This is a genomic window from Saccharothrix variisporea, assembly GCF_003634995.1.
GTDB classification, from domain to species: domain Bacteria; phylum Actinomycetota; class Actinomycetes; order Mycobacteriales; family Pseudonocardiaceae; genus Actinosynnema; species Actinosynnema variisporeum.
Genome location: NZ_RBXR01000001.1, coordinates 4,703,254 through 4,722,955, shown reverse-complemented (window position 1 = coordinate 4,722,955; position 19,702 = coordinate 4,703,254). Strand labels below are relative to the sequence as shown.

The window sequence follows — 19,702 nt, the reverse complement described above, 5'->3', positions numbered from 1 at the left end:
GCGGCAAGTGTGCGGTACCGGACATAAGCAGCCGATAAGCGATTTCGCTTATCGGGCCGAGATCGCCCGGTCCGTACAAATCGGATCATGCGAAAACCGATCTGGCTGGTGCTGGGAGTGCTCCTGCTGGCGGGCTGCGGCACCGCCCCGCGGGACGAGGGCGTGGCGTCGATCTCCGGCGGCCCGACGAGCAGTTCGTCGGCCGCGCCCCAGGACGGCGCGCGGGACGAGGACAAGGTGCGCGAGTTCGCCAAGTGCATGCGGGAACACGGCGTGGACATGCCGGATCCCGAGGTCGACGGCGACGGCGGCATCTCGATGCGGGTCGAGGGCGGGCCCGGGGTGGAGGAGATGAAGGCGGCGGAGGCGGCGTGCAAGCAGTACCTGCCCAACGGCGGGGAGATGCGCAAGCCGACACCGGAGGAGATGGACCGGATGCGCGAGGAGATCAAGTGCCTGCGCGAAAAGGGCATCGACGTGCCCGATCCGGACTTCGAGAACGGCGGCGGCATCTCGTTGCCCTTCGGCGACGACACGGAGAAGACGCAGAAAGCGCTGGAGGAATGCGGTTTCGGCAAGGGCGGGAAGGTGTCGAGGGCTGATGGCTGAGCGGGGGAGGTGGTTGCTCGCGGGCGTGGTGGCCGTGGCGGTGCTGGGCACCGGGACGGCGGTGGCGCTGACCCGGGTGTCGGCGGACCGGGCCGGCGCGGAGCCCGAGCGGGGCGAGCCCGCGAAGACGGTGGAGGTCCAGCGCACCACGCTGGCCGACCAGCAGACCGTCACCGGCACGGTCGGGTACGGCGCGGAGCACCCGCTGGCGGGCCGCAGACCCGGGACCGTCACGGGGCTGCCGGCGGCGGGTGAGGTGCTGGAGCGCGGCGAGGCGGTGTACTCGGTCGACGCCAAGCCGGTGCCGCTGTTCTACGGCGGGTTGCCGCTGTACCGGGACCTGTCGGCGGGCGTGGACAACGGGCCGGACGTGAAGGTGGTGGAGGAGAACCTCGCGGCGCTGGGGTTCACCGACTTCGGCACACCGGACGAGAAGTACACGTCGGCCACGGCCGCGGCGGTGAAGAAGTGGCAGAAGGCCAACGGGTTGGAGCAGACGGGCGAGGTGGGGTCCGGCGACGTGGTGGTGCAGCCGGGTGCCGTGCGGGTGTCGTCGGTGAGCGCGCAGCTCGGTGCGCCGGGTGCCGGTGACCTGATGAAGGTCACGGGCACGGACCGGGCGGTGACGGTCGAGCTGGAGAAGGCCAAGCAGCGCTTCGCCAAGACCGGGGACAAGGTCGAGGTGGAGATCACCGGCGGCAAGCCGACCACCGGCACGATCACATCGGTGACGCCGTCGCCCTCGTCGGGCAACCCGACCGAGAAACCGAAGGTGACGGTGACCATCGCGCTGGACGACCCGAAGGCGGCCGAGGGCGTCGACACGGCGTCCGCCGGGGTGCTGTTCACGGTGGGTCGGCGGGAGAACGTCCTCACCGTGCCGGTCGGCGCCCTGCTGGCCCTCGCGGAGGGCGGCTACGCGGTGGAGACAGCCGACGACCGCCGCCTGCTGCCGGTGAAGACGGGCCTGTTCGCCAAGGGCAAGGTCGAGGTCACCGGCGACGGCGTGACGGAGGGCCTGAAGGTGGTGACCACGTCATGACAGCCACAGGTCGCCGAACACCCGACGGCGTGGTCGCCGGCTCCGGGGTGCGTCCGGGGGTGGTCGGGTCGTGATCGTCGTCGACCGCGTCAGCCGGACCTACCCCGGCGGGGTGCAGGCGTTGCGGGACGTCTCGTTGACCGTCGAGGACGGCGAGATGCTCGCCATCGTCGGCCCCTCGGGGTCGGGGAAGTCGACGCTGCTCCAGCTCATGGGCACGCTCGACCGCCCCACCGCGGGCCGGGTCGCGGTGCGGGGCCAGGACGTGTCCGCGCTGTCCGACCGGCGGCTGTCCGCGCTGCGGGCCGGGTGGATCGGGTTCGTCTTCCAGCAGTTCTTCCTCAGCGACGGGGTGCCCGCGATCGACAACGTGGCCACCGGGCTGCTCTACGCGGGCGTGCCGCGGAAGCGACGGCGGGTGATGGCGGCGGAGGCGCTGGAACGGGTCGGGTTGTCGCACCGCGCGACCCACCGGCCGGGTGAGCTGTCCGGTGGCGAGCGGCAGCGGGTGGCGATCGCACGGGCGGTGGTCAACCGGCCGGCGATCGTGCTGGCCGACGAGCCCACCGGCAACCTCGACAGCCGCAACGGCCAGGGGGTGCTGGAGCTGCTGCGCGAGCTGAACCGAGACGGCACGACGGTCGTGATCATCACCCACGACCGCGACGTGGCCGCCGCGGCCCCGCGCCGGGTGGAAGTGCGGGACGGGGTGATCGCGTGACAGACCCACGACAACCGGAGAGCACGGGGGCGGCCACCAACCAGCCGAGGCCGGGGAGGGTGCCGGGTTCGGACGGGAGTTCGGCGGGGCCGCCGGCTTCGCCGGGACGGGCTGCGGGCTCGGCGGGGCGGGCTGTGGGCTCGGCGGGGCGGGCTGTGGGCTCGGCGGGGCGGGCTGTGGGCTCGGCGGGGCCCGCCGCGAGTTCGGCGGGGCGGGCTGCGGGCTCGGCGGGGCCCGCCGCGAGTTCGGCGGGGCGGGCTGCGGGCTCGGCGGGGCCGGCCGCGAGTTCGGCGGGGCCGCCGGCTTCGCCGGGGCGGGCCGCGGGCTCGGCGGGCTCGGCGGGTTCACCGGGGCCGGCCGGGAGTTCGGCAGGTTCACCGGGGCGGGCCGGGGGCTCGGCGGGTTCGGTGGGGCTGGCCGGGAGTTCGGCGGGCTCGGCGGGTTCGGTGGGGCCGGCAGCGCTGCCGGGAGTGGTCGGGGGTTCGGCGGGGCGGGCGGCTTCGTCGCAGGTGGGGGCGGGTGTGCTGAGGTCCCCTGCTCTGCCGGAGGCGGCGCGATTGCGGCCCGGGGACGTCGTTCGGCTGGGTGCGCACGGCATGCGGACTCGGCCGTTGCGGGCGGTGTTGTCGGCGTTGGGGATCGCCATCGGGATTGCGGCCGTGGTGGCGGTGGTGGGGATTCCCGCGTCGAGCCAGCGGGCGCTCCAGGACCAGCTCGACCGGCTCGGCACCAACCTGCTCCAGGCCCAGCCCGGTCAGACCTTCGGCGGTGACGACGCCAAGCTGCCGGTCACCGCCGTCCCCATGGCGCAGCGGATCGGTCCGGTCACCGCCGCCAGCGGTACCGGGCGGACCGGGCAGACCGTGCGGCGCAACGACCAGGTTCCGGCCGACGAGACGTCCGGGTTGTCCGTGCTGGCCGCGCGGCCCGACCTGCTGGGTGTGCTCGAGGGCGAGGTCGCGAGCGGCCGGTTCCTCGACGACGACACGCCCGGGGTGGTGCTCGGTTCGGTGGCGGCGACACGCCTGGGCATCGACCGGCCCGGTCGGCTGGTGTGGATCGGCGGCAAGTGGTTCACGGTCGTCGGCGTGCTGCGGCCGATGCCGCTGTCACCGGAGATCGAGCGGTCGGTGCTGGTGGGGTGGTCGACCGCGGAGCGTGACTTCGGGTTCGACGGCCACCCGAGCACGGTCTACGTGCGTGCGGTCGACTCGGCCGTCGAAGCGGTGCGCAACGTGCTGGGGCGCACGCTCAACCCGGAGCAGCCGAACGAGGTCAACGTCGCCCGGCCGTCGGAGGCGCTGGCCGCGAAGCGGCTGACCGAGAGCTCGTTCAGCGCGCTGTTCCTGGGCCTCGGCGGGGTCGCGCTGCTGGTCGGCGGGGTCGGTGTGGCGAACACGATGGTCATCTCGGTGCTGGAGCGGCGCCGGGAGATCGGGCTGCGGCGGGCGCTGGGGGCGACCCGTCGGCAGGTCCGCGGGCAGTTCCTCGCGGAGTCGGTGCTGCTGTCCGGGCTCGGGGGCCTGGTCGGCGTGCTGGTGGGGGTGGCGGTGACGGCCGGGTACGCGGCGAGCCGGCAGTGGCCGGCCGTGGTCCCGGTGCCCGCCCTGCTCGGCGGGGTGGTGGTGGCGATGGTGGTCGGGGCCGTCGCCGGCGCCTACCCCGCCGTGCGGGCCGCACGCCTGGCACCGACCGAAGCCCTCGCCTAGGGGGACGGGGGACGGGAGAGGCCAATCCGCGGACGGACCGGGGGCCGAGGTGGTGCGGGGCGGCTGCCGCGGGCCCTGGGTGGTGTCGGGGGAGGCTGCCGCGGGCCCGGGGTGGTGTCGGGGGCGGCTGCCGCAGGCCCGGGGTGGCTGCCGCGGGGCCCGGGGTGGCGGTGGGGTGGCTGCCGCGGGCCGGCAGCCTGCCTGAAAACGGCTGTGGGGACCCCTCCGGCTCGAAAGCCGGAGGGGTCCCCACAGCCCGCGCCGGTGGTCAGAGCTGGGAGACGACCCAGTCGACGGCCTTGGTCAGGGTGGTCACGTCCGCCGGCTCGATGGCCGGGAACATGGCGACCCGCAGCTGGTTGCGGCCCAGCTTGCGGTACGGCTCGACGTCCACGATGCCGTTGGCGCGCAGCACCTTCGCCACCACGGACGCGTCCACCGAGTCGTCGAAGTCGATCGTGCCGACGACCTGCGAGCGGTACGCCGGGTCGGTCACGTACGGCGTCGTGTACGAGGTCGCCTCGGCCCACGAGTACAGCCGCGACGACGAGTCCGCGGTGCGTTCCACGGCCCAGGACAGGCCGCCGTTGCCCAGGATCCACTCGATCTGGTTGTTCAGCAGGAACAGGGTCGCCAGCGACGGCGTGTTGTACGTCTGGTCCTTGGTGGAGTTGTCCAGCGCCGTGGTCAGCGACAGGAACTCCGGCACCCACCGGCCGGACGCGCCGATCTCCGCGACCCGCTCCAGCGCGGCGGGGGACATCAGGGCGATCCACAGGCCGCCGTCGGAGGCGAAGCACTTCTGCGGCGCGAAGTAGTAGACGTCGAAGTCGGCCGCGTTCACCGGCAGGCCGCCCGCGCCGGAGGTGGCGTCGATGGCGACCAGCGCGCCGTCCGACCCGGCGGGCCGGGACACCGGCACCGCGACGCCGGTCGAGGTCTCGTTGTGCGCCCAGCCGACCAGGTCCGCGCCCTCGGCGTAGGTGATCTCCGGCGCCGAGCCGGGGTCGGCCTTGACCACGATCGAGTCGCCGAGGAACGGCGCGTCGGAGGTGACCTTGGCGAACTTCGACGAGAACTCGCCGTAGGTGAAGTGCTGCGCCCGCTCGCGGACCAGGCCGAACGCGGCGGCGTCCCAGAAGGCGGTGGTGCCGCCGTTGCCGAGGACGACCTCGTAGCCCTCCGGCAGCGAGAACAGCTCGCGCAACCCGGACCGCACGGAGCCGACCAGCGACTTCACCGGCTTCTGCCGGTGGGAGGTGCCCATCAGGGACGCGCCTTCGGTCGCCAGGGCCTCCAGGGCCTCGGGGCGGACCTTGGACGGGCCGCAGCCGAACCGGCCGTCGGACGGCCGCAGGTCGGAGGGCAGGACCAAGGTGGTCGGGTCGGCGGTCTGGGTCATAGCGAAGCCTCCGGGTACGGGGGAGGTGTTGGACAGCCTGACCGGCGCCGTTGCCGGGGTCACCAGTGTTGCAGCCGCATGGCCGAACGATGACAACCGGGTGTCGCTGCTCACGTTGATCCGGAGCGGCGAGCGGTGTGAACAGCAGGTCCGGTGGGGTGGGGCGGCCGGGCCGACGGGGTGGGGTCGGCCCGGCCGCCACCTCACGCGATCTGTTCCCAGCCTTCGACCTCGGACGGCTTGCGCGGGCCGGGGCCGATGTAGGTCGCGGACGGGCGGACGAGGCGGCCGGTGCGTTTCTGCTCCAGGATGTGCGCCGACCACCCGGCCGTCCGGGCGCAGGTGAACATGGCGGGCATCATGTGCGGCGGGACCTGGGCGAAGTCCAGGATGACCGCCGCCCAGAACTCGACGTTGGTCTCGATGGCCCGGTCCGGGCGGCGTTCGCGCAGTTCCGCCAGGGCCGCCTGCTCCAGGGCCGCGGCGACCTCGTAGCGCTCCGCGCCCAGTTCCTGGCACGTCCGCCGCAGCACGCGCGCCCGCGGGTCCTCCGCCCGGTACACCCGGTGGCCGAAGCCCATCAGGCGCTCGCCGCGGTCCAGGATGCCCTTCACGAAGCCGCGGGCGTCGCCGGTGCGCTCGACCTCCTCGATCATCGGCAGCACGCGCGCCGGGGCACCGCCGTGCAGCGGGCCGGACATGGCGCCGATGGCACCGGACATGGCGGCGGCCACGTCGGCGCCGGTCGAAGCGATCACGCGGGCGGTGAACGTCGAGGCGTTCAACCCGTGCTCGGCGGCGGACACCCAGTACGCGTCCAGGGCCTTCACGTGCGCCGGGTCCGGCTCGCCGCGCCAGCGGGTCAGGAAGCGCTCGGTGATGGTCGTGCACTCGTCGATGCGCTTCTGCGGCACGGCGGGCCGTCCGATGCCGCGCGCGGACTGCGCCGCGTACGACAGGGCCATCACCGACGCGCGGGCCAGCTGCGCGCGGGCGTCCTCGTCGCTGATGTCCAGCAACGGCTGGTAACCCCATATCGGCGCGACCATCGCGAGCGCGGCCTGCACGTCCACCCGCACGTCGCCGGTGTGCACGGGGATCGGGAACGGCTCGGCGGGCGGCAGGCCCGGCCCGAAGCGGCCGTCGACCAGCAGCGCCCAGACGTTGCCGAAGGTGACCTTCCCGGCCAGGTCCTCGATGTCCACCCCGCGGTAGCGCAGCGCGCCACCGTCGCGATCCGGCTCGGCGATCTCGGTGCGGAAGGCGACGACGCCCTCCAGGCCCGGCCGGAATCCGTCCTGCTCGGTTTGCTGCACCACGCTGTGCGCTCCTTGTCCGCGAGAGTCAGAGTGTGGGAAAACCTTGCTCCCCTCCTGACGGAGTGGCAACGAAGGATTTCCGTGTCGTCGGTCACGATTCAGGAACCGATTCAGAAGAAGATCACCTGTTAAGTGCTTGTTTCCGTCCTGCGGTACCGCCGTTTCGTCTGGTAGACCTCCCGGGATGCACCTCACGCCCCACGAGCAGGAGAAACTGCTGGTCCACGTGGCGGCCGACGTCGCACGGCGCCGGCTGGAGCGCGGGGTGGTGCTCAACTACCCCGAAGCCGTGGCGTTGATCACGGACCACGTGCTCGAGGGCGCCCGCGACGGTCGCACGGTCAGCGAGCTGATGGACAGCGGCCGGCACGTCCTCACCCGTGACCAGGTGCTGCCCGGCGTGCCCGAGATGGTCGAGTCCGTGCAGGTGGAGGCCACTTTCCCGGACGGCACGAAGCTCGTGACCGTGCACCACCCGATCGTGTGAAGGAGCGGCCCGTGCGCCCTGGCGAGATCATCACCGGTGCCGAACCGGTCGAGCTCAACCCCGGCCGCCCGCGCACGACGCTGGTCGTGGTGAACACCGCGGACCGGCCGGTGCAGGTCGGTTCGCACTACCACTTCGCCGCGGTCAACCCCGGTCTGGAGTTCGACCGCGAGGCGGCCTGGGGCAAGCGGCTGGACGTGCCGGCGGGCACCGCGGTGCGGTTCGAACCCGGCGTGGAGCGCGAGGTGACCCTGGTGCCGCTGGCCGGCGCGCGTCGGGTCCCCGGCCTGCGCCCCGAGTGGGCGGGAGACCTCGACCGGTGACGGAACTGAGCCGCGAGCGCTATGCCGAGCTGTTCGGCCCCACGACCGGCGACCGCGTCCGGCTCGCCGACACCGACCTCACGATCGAGGTCACCGAGGACCGCAGTCGCGGCCCGCACTCCGGCGACGAGGTGCTCTTCGGCGGCGGCAAGGTGATCCGCGAGTCGATGGGCCAGGGCACCGCCACCCGCGCCGAGGGTGCTCCGGACCTGGTCATCACGGGTGCGGTCATCCTCGACCACTGGGGCGTGGTCAAGGCCGACGTCGGCGTGCGGGACGGTCGGATCGTCGCCATCGGCAAGGCGGGCAACCCGGACGTCATGGACGGCGTGGACCCGGCGCTGGTGATCGGCCCCGCCACGGAGATCATCTCCGGCAACGGCAAGATCCTCACCGCCGGCGGCATCGACTGCCACGTGCACTTCATCTGCCCCCAGATCGTGGACGAGGCCCTGGCGTCCGGCCTGACCACGCTCATCGGCGGCGGCACCGGCCCGGCCGAGGGCACCAAGGCCACCACGGTCACGCCCGGCGCGTGGAACCTGGGCCGGATGCTCGCCGCGATGGACCACATGCCGGTCAACGTCCTGTTGCTGGGCAAGGGCAACACGGTCCGCGACGACGCCCTGCGCGAGCAGCTGCACGCCGGCGCGGGCGGGTTCAAGCTGCACGAGGACTGGGGCACCACCCCCGCCGCCATCGACGCCGCCCTGCGCATCGCCGACGAGTCCGGCGTGCAGGTCGCCATCCACACCGACACGCTCAACGAAGCCGGTTTCGTCGAGTCCACGGTGGACGCCATCGCGGGCCGTTCGATCAACGCCTACCACTCCGAGGGCGCGGGCGGCGGGCACGCGCCGGACATCATCCGGGTCGTCTCCGAGCCGAACGTCCTGCCCTCCTCCACCAACCCGACCCGCCCGCACACCGTCAACACCCTCGAAGAGCACCTGGACATGTTGATGGTGTGCCACCACCTCAACCCCTCCGTGCCCGAGGATCTGGCCTTCGCCGAAAGCCGCATCCGGCCGACGACGATCGCCGCCGAGGACCTGCTGCACGACCTCGGCGCGATCTCCATGATCAGCTCCGACTCGCAGGCGATGGGCCGGGTCGGCGAGGTCATCATCCGCACGTGGCAGACCGCGCACGTCATGCACGGCCGGCGCGGCGAGCTGCCGGACAACCTGCGCGCCCGCCGGTACGTCGCCAAGTACACGATCAACCCGGCCATCGCGCACGGCATCGACCACGAGGTCGGGTCGGTCGAGGTCGGCAAGCTCGCGGACCTCGTGCTGTGGGAGCCCAAGTTCTTCGGCGTCCGGCCGTCCGTGGTGCTCAAGGGCGGGTTCATCGCGTGGGCCGCGATGGGCGACGCGAACGCGTCCATCCCCACGCCGCAACCGGTCTTCGCCCGGCCGATGTTCGGCGCGTACGCGGGTGCCCGCAGCAGCGTGCACTTCGTGTCCCAGGAGGCCGTGGACCGCGACCTGGCCGACTTGCTGAGGTTGTCGCGCCCGCTGGTGCCGGTGCGCAACACGCGCAAGGTCGGCAAGAAGGACATGGTGCTCAACGACGCCATGCCCGACGTCCGCGTGGACCCGGACAGCTTCGCCGTGCACGTCGACGGCGAGCTGGTCGAGCCGCACCCGGTGGCGGAGCTGCCGATGGCCCAGCGCTACTTCCTGTTCTGATGGACCTCGCGGCGCTGATGCTCGCCGACTCCCGCTTCCCGGGCGGGGGTCACGTGCACTCCGGCGGGCTGGAGGAGGCGGTCGCCCGCAAGGCCGTGACCGATCTCCCCAGCCTGCACCGGTTCCTGATCGGTCGGTTGCGCACGGCCGGCGCGCTGGGTGCGGTGTTCGCCGCCGCCGCGACCCGGGGCCGGTTCGCGGAGCTGGACGTCGAGCTGGACGCCCGCACGCCATCACCCGCGCAACGGGCGGCGTCACGGATGCAGGGGCGCGGGATCGCCCGTGCGGCACGGAAAGCGTGGCCGTCGGAGACGCTGGCCGAGCTGTTGAGGACCACTCCCGAGCCGCACCACCCGATCATCGTAGGCGCGCTGGTGGGCGAACCGCGGGCCGCCGCGCAGGTCGTCGCCTACCACTCCGTGACCGGTCCGGCCACCGGCGCCATCCGGCTGCTCGGCCTGGACCCGTTCGGCGTCAACGCGATCATCGCGCGGCTCGCGCCGGACCTGGAAAGCGTTGTCGCACAAGCGGAAAAGGACGCCGACACCGCGCCCGCCGACCTGCCCGCGCCCAGCGCCCCCGGCCTGGACCTGCTGGCCGAAGCCCACGACCGCCACCACAGGGAAGAGGTGCGTCTCTTTGTCAGCTGATCACGTCCACCCGGTCAACTTCGACCCCACCGACCCGGGCCACGACCCCCACGACCACGACCACCACCACGGTGCCGTCCGCATCGGCATCGGCGGGCCGGTGGGCAGCGGCAAGACCGCGCTGACCGCCGCGCTGTGCCGGGCGCTGGGCGACAGCGTGAACCTCGCCGTCGTCACCAACGACATCTACACCACCGAGGACGCGGACTTCCTGCGCAAGTCCGGTGTCCTGGACGTCGACCGCATCGAGGCCGTGCAGACCGGCGCGTGCCCGCACACCGCGATCCGCGACGACATCACCGCCAACCTCGACGCGGTGGAGCGGTTGGAGCACCGGTTCCCCGGCCTGGAACTGGTGATCATCGAGAGCGGCGGCGACAACCTCACCGCCGTGTTCAGCCGGGGGTTGGTCGAGCGGCAGATCTTCGTGGTCGACGTGGCCGGCGGGGACAAGGTGCCGCGCAAGGGCGGGCCGGGCGTCACCACGGCCGACCTGCTGGTGATCAACAAGACCGACCTCGCGCCGATGGTGGGCGCCGACCTCGTCGTCATGACGGCCGACGCCCACCGGATGCGCGGCGAGCTGCCCGTGATCAGCCAGTCCCTGGTGGAGACCCCGGACGCACCCGCGGTCGCCGAGTGGGTGCGCGCCCAGCTGCGCACGCTGGCGACGGTCAGGTGAATGTCACGGAGTGCGGCCGTGTCTGCGGCCGCCGGCCCGGCGGACGGGGCTGCGGCGATTCCGGCACATTCCAGCGCCGAGGTCTCCGCCGGGTTTCGTGCGTGAAAAACCTGTTCGCGGGGGCGTGGCGCACACCACGGGGATTGCGTCGGTGAAGGCGCGGGCGTTGCTTTCCGTCCACGCGGTCGACGGCCGGACGGTGGTGGGCGAGATGCGCTCCATGGCCCCCTTGCGTCTCATTCCGCGGCGGGGTGGTTCACGGGCTTTGGTCCACCTGGTGAGTTCCGTTACCGCGCCTTTGGGCGGGGACGACCTGGAACTGGTCGTGCGCGTCGGACCCGGTGCCCACCTCGACCTGCGCGGGGTCGCGGCGACGCTCGCCCTGCCCGGTCATCGGCCGGGTGGCAGCCGGGCGGTGGTCCGGGTGGAGGTCGACGCCGGCGGCAGCCTGGACTACGCGCCCGAGCCGACCGTCGTCACCGCGCGCGCGTGCCACGAGGCCGTGTTCCGGGCCGACCTCGCCGCCGGCGCCCGGCTGCGCACCCGTGAACTGCTGGTCCTCGGCCGGGTCGGCGAACGACCGGGTGCGCTGGTCAGCACGCTGGACGTGCGGCGCGACGGCCCGTTGGTGCGCCAGACCACCCGCGTCGGCGACCCGGACGTCGACGGCAGCCCCGCGGGCCTCGCCGGGATGCGGGTCCTCGGCACCGAACTGCTGTGCTGGGGTGCGGACGTCCCGGAACCGGTGTCACACGACTGGTGGTCCCTCGTTCCGCTGGCCCGCGGGGGCACTTTGGCCACGGTTCTGGCACCCGACGCGGTGACGGCGGAACGCGCTTTGGCCCGCGCGCGGCGGGAACATCCCGGATCGTGTGACGGTGGTGTGACCATCTGATTCGATCTCGAACACGATTCCGTCAGCCGCCTCACACCTACAGTCACGACACCGGTGGTACTCATCACCACCCAGGCGGTTTCGCGCGGAGCCGGAAACCCGTACGGTCGCGGGATCGCTTGGTGCCACAAGTGCCTTGCCAGCGTCGGGGAAAACCTGCTCGGGAGGTTCGGGATGTCGGAGACGACGAACATCGCGTTGCCGTCGATGCGCGTGTCTTACGAACAGGGATCGCTCACGGAGAGCGACTTGCTGCCGACCTGGCACGAGCAGCTGCAGCTGTGGCTGGACCAGGCCGCCGGCGCCGGCCTGCCCGAGCCGAACGCTATGGTCCTCGCCACCGCCGACCCCGAGGGTCGCCCGTCGTCCCGGACGGTGCTGGCCAAGGGCCTGGACGCGCGCGGGCTGGTGTTCTTCACCAACTACACCTCCGCCAAGAGCCACGACCTGATGGCGACCCGGTACGCGTCGGCCACGTTCCCGTGGTTCGCGATGCAGCGGCAGGCCCACGTGCGCGGCACGGTGGAGAAGGTCGGCCCCGAGGAGACGGCCCGCTACTGGGAGAGCCGCCCGCGCGGCTCGCAGCTCGGGGCGTGGGCGTCGCCGCAGTCGCGGGTGGTGTCGGGCCGGTCCACTCTGGACAGTGCGCTGAACAAGATCGAACGCCAGTTCGCCGACGCGGACCGGGTGCCGGTGCCGCCGCACTGGGGCGGGTGGCGCATCCGGCCCGAGGAGGTCGAGTTCTGGCAGGGGCGTCGGGACCGGATGCACGACCGGCTGCGGTTCCGGCTCGGGCGTGACGGGTGGGAGCTTCAGCGAGTAGCGCCGTAGGGCAGCTGCGGTAGGGCAGCTGCGGTAGGGCTTGGGTTGGGCTGGGTGGGGTCTTCCTGGGGCTTGGTTCGCTGCCGGGGTCGTATCCCCGCCCGCCGCCCCCGCCGAGCCGCCCTGGCACAAGCCCCAACTGCACCCGCCTGCGGCGGAGCCGCCTGCGGCGGCGGCCCGGCTTGTGCCTGGCGGTCGGGGAGGGGTGGGCGGGTGGATGCTCAAGTGAGAGAGCCGGCCCGGTCCTGCCCAACCGATCGCACACCGACACCCCCGGCTACCTGCTGTTCGGCCTGCCCCTGATCGGCCCTCCCTGTGATCGGCCTGCCCCTCGCTGATTCGTCACCGAGCGACCGTGTGCGGCGTCTCGCGGTGAAGAACTTGTTAGTTGTCGTACGCTAACGAGAGTGAGGAAGCTGCTGGGGAAGGTCGCCATCGACACGCGGCCGCTGAAGGTCGTCGCGTTCCGGCGCCTGTGGCTGTCGAACGTGGTGACCGCCGTGGGCAGTCAGTTGACCGCCGTGGCCGTGCCGAAGCAGGTCTACGACATCACCGGCTCGTCGGGGTGGGTCGGGGTCGCTGCCGGGGTGGCGCTGGTCCCGTTGCTCGTCTTCGGGCTGTGGGGTGGCGCGATCGCGGATGTGGTCGATCGGCGGAAGTTGTTGGTGGTGACCAACACCGGCATCGCTGTGACGTCCGTGCTGCTGTGGTTGCAGGCCGCGTTCGACGTGCGGAGCGTGTGGCTGGTCATCGCGCTGCTCGGGCTCCAGCAGGTGTTCTTCGCCGCCAACGCGCCCGCGCGTGCCGCGTCCGTGGCCCGGTTGGTCCCGGCCGACCAACTGCCCGCTGCGGCGGCGCTCAGTTCCACCGTGATGACGTTCGGCGGGGTGTTCGGGCCGATGCTCGCCGGTGCGTTGATGCCGGTGATCGGGCTCCCGACGCTCTACCTGGTCGACTCCGTGGCACTGACCGTCACGATCTGGGCGGTGTGGAAGCTGCCGCCCCTACCCCCGCTGGACGGGGTGATCCGGCGGGCCGGGCTGAAGGACGTCGTGGACGGCTTCCGTTATCTCGCCGTGCAGAAGGTGCTGTTGGCGTCCTTCCTGCTGGACATCATCGCGATGGTCTTCGGCATGCCCCGCGCGCTCTTCCCCGAGATGGCCGAGGTCACCTACGGCGACCCGCCCGGTGGTGGGCTCGCCCTCGGCTGGCTGTTCGCCGCGATCCCGTTGGGCGCGATGCTGTGCGGTCTGGTGTCGGGGTGGACTTCCCGGGTGCAGCGGCACGGGGTGGGGGTGGCGCTGGCGGTCGTCGCGTGGGGTGTGGCGATGGTCGGGTTCGGGTTCTCGCACGCGTTGTGGTTGGCCGTGGTGTTCCTGGCCATCGGCGGCGCGGCGGACATGGTGAGCATGGTGTTCCGCAGCGCGATCCTCCAAGCCGCCGCGACCGACGAGATGCGTGGCCGGATGCAGGGCGTGTTCATCGTCGTCGTGGCCGGTGGGCCGCGACTGGCGGACCTGCTGCACGGGACCACCGGCGCGGCCGTCGGGCCGGGTGTGGCGACGGCGTTCGGCGGGGTCGCGGTCGTCGTGGCGACGGTGGTCGCGGTGTTCGCCATCCCGGCGGTGTGGCGGTACCGGGTCGCCGAGCCGGCTGCCACGATCGTGTAATTGCCGGGTGGCCGGCGGGTGCGGCACCCTCGGCCGGGTGCGAAGCGAGTGGCAGGTCGACATGGGTGGCGCGCGGCTCGGTGTGGAGGTGACCCGGGGGACGGTGGAGATCTCCCTCCCCGGTGTCGGCGGCACGGTCGCGCTGGACCTCCAGCAGGCGGTCGCGTTCCGGGCGGCGTTGGACGAGGCGGTCGCGGTGGCGCGCATCGACGTCCGCGAAGGCTTCTCGCTGCTGTAACAACATCAAGCCTTGCCCAAGGTTCGGTCGTCCAACTATCCGGGCCGGGTGTGATCGGGCACACTCAAGCGGCATGGCGGAAGCGACGAGCGCACCGGCGCAACCGGAACTGAACCGGGCCATCGGCCCCAAGTTGCTGCTGTTCTTCGTGGTCGGTGACATCCTGGGCACCGGCATCTACGCCCTCACCGGCAACGTCGCGGGCAAGATCGGCGGCGCGCTGTGGCTGCCGTTCCTCGTCGCCTTCGCGGTGGCGTTCCTGACGGCCTTCAGCTACCTGGAACTGGTCGGCAAGTACCCGCGCGCGGCCGGCGCGGCCCTGTACACCAACCGCGCTTTCAAGATCCAGTTCCTGACCTTCATGGTGGCCTTCGCCGTCATGAGCTCGGGCATCACGTCCGCGTCCTCGGCGGCCCTGGCGTTCGGCCGGACCTACCTCCAGTCGGTGATCAAGGAGTTCTTCTCCGACACCTTCACCGTGTCTGCGACCCTCGTCGCGATCCTGTTCATCGTGGGCCTGGGCCTGATCAACTTCCGGGGCGTGTCCGAGTCGGTCAAGGCCAACGTGGTGCTGACCTGCATCGAGCTGTCCGGCCTGCTGATCATCATCGCGATCGGCGTGTGGGCGGTGGCCGCCGGCGACGGCGACGCGAGCCGCCTGACCCAGGTCGACCCCGCGCCCGGCCAGCCCGCCCTGGTGGCCATCACGTCCGCGACCGCGCTGGCGTTCTTCGCGATGGTCGGCTTCGAGGACTCGGTCAACATGGCCGAGGAGTGCCGTGACCCGGTCCGGATCTTCCCGCGCGCCATGCTGTGGGGGATGGTCGTGGCGGCCGCGATCTACGTGCTGGTGGCCATCACGTCCTCGCTGCTCATCCCGGCGGGCGAGCTGTCGAAGGCGGGCAGCTCGGCGCTGCTGAAGGTGGTCCAGGTCGGCGCGCCCGGGTTCCCGCTGTGGGTGTTCTCGCTGATCGGCCTGTTCGCCGTCATCAACTCGGCGCTGATCAACATGCTGATGGCCAGCCGGTTGATCTACGGGATGGCCAACGAGCAGATCATCCCGAAGGTCTTCGGCACCGTGCACCCGTTCCGGCGGACGCCGTGGATCTCGATCATCTTCACCAGCGGCGTGGCGGTGATCCTGGTGTCCACGGCGGACATCGCGAAGCTGGGCGGGACGACGGCGCTGCTGCTGCTCGTGGTGTTCACCATCGTCAACATCGCGGTCCTGGTGCTGCGCAAGGAGAAGGTGGAGCACAAGCACTTCCGCGCGCCGACCTGGGTGCCGGTGCTGGGTGCGCTGTCCTGCGCCTACCTGGCGAGCCCGCTGTCGGGGCGGCCGGTCGACGACTACAAGATCGCCCTGTACCTGCTGGGCGCGGGGCTCGTGCTGTGGCTGATCAACCGGGTCGTGCACGGGAAGGTCCGGATCGACGCGGAGAAGCTGTCGAAGTGACGTGGGTGGGGCCTTCCGCCGGCGGAAGGCCCCACCCGTGCGTCAGGGGAGGTGGCGGCGGAGTTCGGTGGCGTCGTGGGCGTTGATGACGTCGATGTCGTGGTTGCGCTTGAGCTCCCGCAGGCGGTCCTGGTTGGCCAGGCGCAGGGTGCGGACCTGTTCCATCCGCGACTGCATGAAGGTCAGCGCCGGCGTGCAGTGCGGCGGGTCGGCCATTTCGCCGTGGTAGAAGTAGGCGTCGCCGGCGTGCAGCAGCCAGCCGGAGTCGGTCTTGACCGCGATGCCGGTGTGGCCGCGGGTGTGGCCGATGAGCGGGACCAGCAGGATGTCCTCCCGGAACTCCCGGACGCCCTCGAAGCCGAACCAGCTCTCCCCGTACGGCTCGTGGGTCCGCCACTTCGGGCCGTGGGCCCACTGCTTGTCCGGGTAGCGCACGGCGTCGTTCCCGCGCTTGTTCGGGCGCAGGGCGTTGTCGAGTTCTTCTTGCAGGACATGGACTTCCGCGTGCGGGAAGTCGCGGAGGCCGCCGCCGTGGTCGAGGTCCAGGTGGGTCAGGACCACGTGCCGGACGTCCTCCGGGTCGAAGCCCAGCGCCTCTACCTGGCGGATCGCGGTCTCCTTCTCGTCCAGGGCCGGGCGGGACATCTGGCGCCAGCCCCACGCCAGGGTCTCGGCCGGGCGGCGGACGTCGTCCAGGCCCAGGCCGCTGTCGACCAGGACCAGGCCGTCGTCGGTCTCCAGCAGGAGGCAGTGGCAGACCAGTTCGGCCTGGCGGAACGCGGAACCCCGGCCGTCGACGAGCTTGCCGCCGAACGGGCGCATGGTGCCGCAGTTGAGGTGGTGGACCTTCATCGGGACGTCCTTCCGATCAGTGCGGCCAGGCGGGTGCCCACGGCGTGCAGGGGAGCGAGGTCGCGGCGGGTCCGGGCGAGCAGGACCGCGCCCTCGATGGCGGCCAGGACGACCGACGCGAGGTCGTCGTCGCCGTCGAGGTGGTCGGCGATGACCCGCTGCCACGAGTCGTAGGCCGAGACGCAGGCCTCGCGGATGGGTTCGCTCTCGGCGGCGGCGTCGAGGGCGACGGTGGAGATCGGGCAGCCCTCGCGGAAGTCCGTGCGCTCCAGGCGGTCGCCGAGGAGCGCGAGGGCCTTGGTGAGGGCCTGCGCCGGGTCGGGGGTGCTCTCGAAGACCGCACGGAGTGCGGTGCACAGGTCGTCGGCGGCGAGGGCGATCGCCTCCACGGCCAGCTGCTCCTTGCCGCCGGGGAAGTGGAAGTACAGCGAACCCTTGGGCGCGCCGCCCTCGGCCAGGACCTGGTTCAGGCCGGTGGCGTGGTAGCCCTGCGCGTGGAACAGGTCGGCAGCGGTGCGGACCATCCGCTGGCGGGTGTCGGTGCGGCGTGGCATGCCGGGAACTATACAGACCGGTCTAGTTGTTTGGCTGTGACCGCTACGCTTGATCGATGCTGGAGATCGCCCACGGCGCGGCACGCGCCGTCATCGACCCCGACGGTGCCGGACTCAAGGCCTTCGACGTCGGGGGTGTCCCGTACGTCGAGACCTACGAGGGTGAACCGCCTTCGGGCAGCGGCTCGGTGCTCGTGCCGTGGCCCAACCGCGTCGCGGGCGGCAAGTGGACCCTCGACGGCGTCGAGCAGCAGTTGGAGATCACCGAGCCCGCGCGCGGCAACGCGATCCACGGGCTGGTGCGGCGGGCGGTGTGGAACGTCGTCGAGCACACCGGGTCGCTGATCTCGCTGGAGGTCCCGGTCGCCGGCTTCGGCTGGCCGGTCGAGCTGCGCACCACCATCACCTACGCGCTGGACGACAACGGCTTGACCGTGTCGCACGGCGTGCAGAACGTCGGCGACGCCCGCACGCCCTTCGGCGTCGGCACCCACCCGTTCCCGCGCGCCGGCCTGTCCTCGACCGACGAGTCCTCGATGTCCCTCGCGGCCACGACCGTGCTGCCGGTGGACCCGGACAGCCTGCTCCCGACCGGGCCCGCGGTGCCGGTGTCGGGTGACTACGACTTCCGTGTGGCCCGCCTGCTCGACGGGGTGCAGCTGGACACGGCGTTCGGCGGCTGCGAGCCGGTGGACGGGCTCGTGCGGCACGTCCTGCGCGGGCCGGGTGGTGGCGTCGAGCTGTGGGCGGACCCGGACTTCAAGTGGGTGCAGGTGTACACGACGGCCGAGTTCCCCGGTCGCGGGCGGGCGGTGGCGATCGAGCCCATGACGTGCCCGCCGGACGCGTTGAACTCGGGCGTCGACCTGCTGTGGCTGGCGCCGGGTGAGTCGTGGGCGGGGCGCTGGGGTCTGCGTCCGCTGAGCTAGGCGTTCGAGCTGTGCGTTGGAGCTGGGCGTTGGAGCTGGGCGGGTTTGCGCCCGCCGGGCCGGACCGTTAGCGTCGCTAACTATGAACGTCGCTATCACGGGTGGGTACGTCGTCCCGGTCGCGGGCGAGCCGATCGAGAACGGGACCGTCCTGATCCTGGACGGCAAGATCGCCGCGGTGGGCGCCTCCGTCGAGGTGCCCACCGACGTGCCCGTCGTGGACGCCGCCGGCGCGTGGGTCCTGCCCGGTTTCGTGGAGGCCCACGGGCACCTCGGCGTGCACGAGGAGGGCGAGGGCTGGGCCGGCCAGGACACCAACGAGATGACCGACCCCAACGGTGCCCGCCTCAAGGCCCTGGACGCCATCAACCCCGCCGACCTGGGCTTCGCGGACGCCCTGTCCGGCGGCGTCACCACCGCCGTGATCAAGCCCGGGTCGGGCAACGTGATCGGCGGCCAGACCGTGGCCGTGAAGTGCTGGGGCCGGACCGTCGACGACATGCTCCTGCGCGACCCGGTGTCGGTGAAGAGCGCGCTGGGCGAGAACCCCAAGCGGGTGTACGGCGACCAGAAGAAGCTGCCGTCCACGCGCCAGGGCGTCGCCGCGGTCATCCGAGACGCTTTCACGAAGGCCCAGGACTACGCCGCTCGCAAGGCCGCCGCCGGCTCGGGCGAGCCCTTCGACCGGGACAACACCCTGGAAGTGCTGTCGAAGGTCCTCGACGGGACCCTGCCGTGGTGCCAGCACTGCCACCGGGCGGACGACATCGCCACCGCGCTGCGCCTGGCCGACGAGTTCGGCTACCGGTTGATCGTCAACCACGGCACCGAGGGGCACCTGGTCGCGGACCTGCTGGCGGAGAAGGGCGTCCCGGTCGTGGTCGGGCCGCTGTTCACGACGCGGTCGAAGGTGGAGCTGCGGTCCCGGACGTTGCGCACACCGGGGGTGCTGGCTCGGGCGGGGGTGGAGATCGCGATCACGACCGACCACCCGGTGGTGCCGATCCACTTCCTGGTGCACCAGGCGACCCTGGCGGTGAAGGAAGGGCTGGACCCGCGGGTGGCGCTGGAGTCGATCACGGTGAACCCGGCACGGATCATGGGGCTCGACGACCGGGTGGGGTCGCTGTCGGTGGGTCTGGACGGCGACGTGGTGATCTGGACGGGCGACCCGCTGGACGTGATGAGCCGCGCGGTGCGGGTGTTCGTGGAGGGACGCGAGGTCTACCGGTGGGCTGACGGCGAGGGCGTGGTCGAGAACCCGTTCTACCGCGAGCCCTGACCACCCCTCACCCCGGACCGCTTTCGCCCCACCCCTCGGACGGCTTTCGCCCCTGGGGTGCCACGCGCCAGCGGCTGGCAGAGGGCGCGATTGTCGCTCGCCACGACACCACGCGCGGCTGCCGGCCAACCGTCCGCCGCCAGACATCGCGTCGGCCGCCCGCCGCTGTCCGCTGCCGCTGTCCGCTGCCGCTGCCCGACATCGCGCCCGCCGCCCACCTAACGTCGCGCTCGCCGCCTACCCGACGTCTCGCCTGCCGCCCACCCGACGTCTCGCCCGCCGCCCACCTGACGTCGCGGCGGGGGTCCGCGCTGCGGCCAAAGGCTGGCTGCCCGCCGCGACGCGCGCCTCGGCTGCCCGCCCGCC

At 72.1% G+C, this 19,702-nt stretch carries 20 protein-coding genes; 16 read left to right on the top strand and 4 right to left on the bottom strand.

The genetic code is table 11. The annotated features are described in order from the left end of the window. The first annotated feature begins 87 nt into the window (after nt 1-87). From DFJ66_RS21045 to DFJ66_RS21030, 4 genes are all read left to right on the top strand, one after another. Complete coding sequence (locus DFJ66_RS21045) at nt 88-609, top strand: hypothetical protein (RefSeq protein ID WP_121223392.1); 522 nt, start codon at nt 88-90, stop codon at nt 607-609. After that, the gene (locus tag DFJ66_RS21040) at nt 602-1,651 is read left to right on the top strand and encodes a peptidoglycan-binding protein (RefSeq protein ID WP_121223391.1); all 1,050 of its coding nucleotides are present in this window, start codon (nt 602-604) and stop codon (nt 1,649-1,651) included. Before DFJ66_RS21045 ends, DFJ66_RS21040 begins: the two co-directional genes overlap by 8 nt. A 70-nt stretch (nt 1,652-1,721) precedes the next feature. Then, nucleotides 1,722-2,372, top strand: a complete 651-nt coding sequence (locus DFJ66_RS21035; protein WP_246029837.1) for an ABC transporter ATP-binding protein — start codon at nt 1,722-1,724, stop codon at nt 2,370-2,372. A 596-nt stretch (nt 2,373-2,968) separates the two neighbouring features. After that, complete coding sequence (locus DFJ66_RS21030; protein WP_121223390.1) at nt 2,969-4,081, top strand: ABC transporter permease; 1,113 nt, start codon at nt 2,969-2,971, stop codon at nt 4,079-4,081. A 268-nt stretch (nt 4,082-4,349) separates the two neighbouring features. Here DFJ66_RS21030 and serC read toward each other — a convergent pair whose 3' ends face one another. Next, nucleotides 4,350-5,483 (bottom strand): phosphoserine transaminase, encoded by a 1,134-nt coding sequence (gene serC, locus DFJ66_RS21025; protein ID WP_121223389.1) that lies wholly within the window; start codon nt 5,481-5,483, stop codon nt 4,350-4,352. 203 nt (nt 5,484-5,686) lie between these two features. Beyond that, nucleotides 5,687-6,802 carry a citrate synthase 2 gene (locus tag DFJ66_RS21020; RefSeq protein ID WP_121223388.1) on the bottom strand — a complete coding sequence of 372 codons (1,116 nt, stop codon included), beginning with the start codon at nt 6,800-6,802 and terminating at the stop codon, nt 5,687-5,689. Nucleotides 6,803-6,986: 184 nt separating this feature from the next. Between DFJ66_RS21020 and DFJ66_RS21015 the strand changes: the two genes are divergently transcribed. The 10 genes from DFJ66_RS21015 (at nt 6,987) to DFJ66_RS20970 (ending at nt 15,719) form a co-directional block, all read left to right on the top strand. Beyond that, nucleotides 6,987-7,289: an urease subunit gamma gene (locus tag DFJ66_RS21015; protein ID WP_121223387.1), complete on the top strand. Its 303-nt coding sequence runs from the start codon at nt 6,987-6,989 to the stop codon at nt 7,287-7,289. An 11-nt stretch (nt 7,290-7,300) separates the two neighbouring features. After that, nucleotides 7,301-7,612, top strand: a complete 312-nt coding sequence (locus tag DFJ66_RS21010) for an urease subunit beta (RefSeq protein WP_121231493.1) — start codon at nt 7,301-7,303, stop codon at nt 7,610-7,612. Beyond that, a complete protein-coding gene (locus tag DFJ66_RS21005) occupies nt 7,609-9,306 on the top strand; it encodes an urease subunit alpha (RefSeq protein ID WP_121223386.1) in 1,698 nt (565 codons plus the stop codon). Before DFJ66_RS21010 ends, DFJ66_RS21005 begins: the two co-directional genes overlap by 4 nt. Then, a complete protein-coding gene (locus DFJ66_RS21000) occupies nt 9,306-9,956 on the top strand; it encodes an urease accessory protein UreF (protein ID WP_121223385.1) in 651 nt (216 codons plus the stop codon). Before DFJ66_RS21005 ends, DFJ66_RS21000 begins: the two co-directional genes overlap by 1 nt. Continuing rightward, nucleotides 9,946-10,638: an urease accessory protein UreG gene (ureG, locus tag DFJ66_RS20995; protein WP_121223384.1), complete on the top strand. Its 693-nt coding sequence runs from the start codon at nt 9,946-9,948 to the stop codon at nt 10,636-10,638. Before DFJ66_RS21000 ends, ureG begins: the two co-directional genes overlap by 11 nt. Before the next feature lie 151 nt (nt 10,639-10,789). Continuing rightward, complete coding sequence (locus DFJ66_RS20990) at nt 10,790-11,533, top strand: urease accessory protein UreD (RefSeq protein WP_397556292.1); 744 nt, start codon at nt 10,790-10,792, stop codon at nt 11,531-11,533. A gap of 174 nt (nt 11,534-11,707) precedes the next feature. Next, nucleotides 11,708-12,364, top strand: a complete 657-nt coding sequence (pdxH, locus tag DFJ66_RS20985) for a pyridoxamine 5'-phosphate oxidase (RefSeq protein ID WP_121223383.1) — start codon at nt 11,708-11,710, stop codon at nt 12,362-12,364. 398 nt (nt 12,365-12,762) lie between these two features. Then, complete coding sequence (locus DFJ66_RS20980) at nt 12,763-14,025, top strand: MFS transporter (RefSeq protein ID WP_121223382.1); 1,263 nt, start codon at nt 12,763-12,765, stop codon at nt 14,023-14,025. 37 nt (nt 14,026-14,062) lie between these two features. Next, entirely contained in the window at nt 14,063-14,263 is a 201-nt protein-coding gene (locus DFJ66_RS20975) for a hypothetical protein (RefSeq protein ID WP_147459324.1), read from the top strand. A 73-nt stretch (nt 14,264-14,336) separates the two neighbouring features. Continuing rightward, a complete protein-coding gene (locus DFJ66_RS20970; protein ID WP_121223380.1) occupies nt 14,337-15,719 on the top strand; it encodes an APC family permease in 1,383 nt (460 codons plus the stop codon). 42 nt (nt 15,720-15,761) lie between these two features. On the opposite strand, the gene DFJ66_RS20965 is transcribed toward DFJ66_RS20970, so the two are convergent. Both DFJ66_RS20965 and DFJ66_RS20960 read right to left on the bottom strand, forming a co-directional pair. Next, on the bottom strand, nt 15,762-16,571 hold the full coding sequence (locus DFJ66_RS20965; protein WP_121223379.1) for an MBL fold metallo-hydrolase: 810 nt from the start codon (nt 16,569-16,571) through the stop codon (nt 15,762-15,764). Beyond that, nucleotides 16,568-17,125: a TetR/AcrR family transcriptional regulator gene (locus DFJ66_RS20960; protein ID WP_121223378.1), complete on the bottom strand. Its 558-nt coding sequence runs from the start codon at nt 17,123-17,125 to the stop codon at nt 16,568-16,570. Before DFJ66_RS20960 ends, DFJ66_RS20965 begins: the two co-directional genes overlap by 4 nt. A 56-nt stretch (nt 17,126-17,181) precedes the next feature. Here DFJ66_RS20960 and DFJ66_RS20955 point away from each other — a divergent pair, with 56 nt between their 5' ends. Further along, nucleotides 17,182-18,054, top strand: coding sequence for an aldose 1-epimerase family protein (locus DFJ66_RS20955; RefSeq protein ID WP_121223377.1), 873 nt, complete (start codon nt 17,182-17,184; stop codon nt 18,052-18,054). A gap of 82 nt (nt 18,055-18,136) precedes the next feature. After that, the gene (locus DFJ66_RS20950; RefSeq protein WP_121223376.1) at nt 18,137-19,336 is read left to right on the top strand and encodes an amidohydrolase; all 1,200 of its coding nucleotides are present in this window, start codon (nt 18,137-18,139) and stop codon (nt 19,334-19,336) included. The last annotated feature ends 366 nt before the right edge of the window (nt 19,337-19,702 follow it).